The 1,574-nt window shown below is 40.7% G+C and carries 2 protein-coding genes and 1 pseudogene; all 3 read left to right on the plus strand.

Translation table 11 applies throughout. The features are described from left to right. A pseudogene (locus ACFILO_RS09330) lies at positions 1–87 on the plus strand (DNA-binding protein); the annotation flags it as partial. A 97-nt stretch (positions 88–184) separates the two neighbouring features. After that, a complete protein-coding gene (locus ACFILO_RS09335) occupies positions 185–388 on the plus strand; it encodes a hypothetical protein (protein ID WP_375678200.1) in 204 nt (67 codons plus the stop codon). Between the two features lie 5 nt (positions 389–393). Continuing rightward, positions 394–1,574, plus strand: a 1,181-nt coding sequence (locus tag ACFILO_RS09340) for a YfjI family protein (RefSeq protein ID WP_375678201.1), incomplete at its 3' end; no start/stop codon positions are given.

The raw sequence follows: 1,574 nt of genomic DNA on the forward strand, positions 1-1,574 counted from the left end.
TTTGGTTTTTTATCCCGTTGGTTACAATCGGATCTTATCAATGTCATCGAGCAAGCAAAACAGCAACGTTATAACGACGTGGCATAAAAAAACCTTGTCACGTAAGGACGGACAAGGCTTTCTCAAGCTCATCAATCTAAGGATAGCACAATCCGTCCTGTGACGCAACGTTATAGGATTTAAAATGATGTGTTCTTTTAAGAATGCACGGGGTATTACTCGTGCCTTGCGTGGGGTTTGGCATAGGCGTTATGGAAGCCAACCAATCAAAAAGACTTTAGCTGATTTTACCTTTGCTACGCGTGCTTATAGCCAAGCCTTTGAGGTCCTTATAAGGCAAGCCCCGCATAATGCATATTTTTACGATCTCCTCTATTTTCTAAGGTAAATAACATGATACAAGATAATAAAAATATTTTAGAGAATCATACTCCTTTAAATGATAACGATAATGGCTCTTTAAATGATAAGACTTGTTTAGAAGCCATTCCTTATAAACAAGTATTGCAACAAAACGGTTGGGGGGAATTAAAGCCTATCACGGCGGCTCTTTTACCCGTCGAGCCTTTTGATCCATTACAGCTTCCCATGCCATTCATGGATTATGTTTATGACGTTTCAGAGCGTCAACAAGCCCCTATGGATTTTATTGCTGTCTCTGCTCTCTGTGCTTTGGCTGCTGTCATTGGCAATGGCGTGCGGATTGCCCCAAAACAACATGATGATTGGAAGATTGTCCCTAATCTCTGGGGCGCTCTTATTGGTCAACCTTCAACCATGAAAACACCTACCATGCAAGCCGCTTTAACTCCTATCACTTGCCTCCAAAAGAAATGGTATAAAGACTGGCTAAAGCAGAAAGAGAAACAAGAAATTGAAGAGATACTTGAAACTTTAGACAAATCCGAAAAGAAAAAACAAGCCCATAAAGCAATAAAAAAAGGAGATCTTGAAACAGCCCATGCTCTTTTGTCTGAAACCCTCTCTAAAGACAATGCGCGTGATGAGGATGTCTCTCGTTTTATTGTCAATGATGTGACCGTTGAAAAGCTTGGGGAACTTTTAAAAGAAAACCCCCGTGGTCTCTTAATGGTGCGTGATGAATTATCTGGTTTTTTAGCCAATCTGGAACGAAGAGAATATCAAACAGACCGTGCCTTTTATTTAACAGCTTTTAATGGAGAGGGTCAATTTACTTATGACCGGATTGGGCGTGGAACCATTTTTATTCCCAATGCAACCGTCTCTATTATAGGGGGCATTCAACCCTCTCGCATTCTGCCCTTTATACGCAATGTTTTATATGGCAAAGGCAATGATGGTTTCTTACAACACTTTCAAATGCTGGTCTTTCCCGATGAGACAAAAGATTGGAAATGGGTTGATAGACCGCCCAATCAAGAGGCATGGGAAACTTATGAAGGGGCATTTCGTTCTCTTTATGATAACCCCCTTGGTTCACCAGAACACCCTCTTGTGATGTGCTTTTCTGCTGAAGCTCAAGAGATCTTTCGTGAATGGATGCAAAAGATTTTTAAAGAAGCCAAAGAGAATAACCTTTCTGAAAGCTTACA

The organism is Bartonella sp. AP72JLCBS (assembly GCF_042195705.1).
GTDB lineage: Bacteria > Pseudomonadota > Alphaproteobacteria > Rhizobiales > Rhizobiaceae > Bartonella.

Bases quoted from the DNA above. Each gene is read 5' to 3' on its own strand.
- ACFILO_RS09335 (WP_375678200.1), top strand. From the start codon at position 185: ATGATGTGTTCTTTTAAGAATGCACGGGGTATTACTCGTGCCTTGCGT.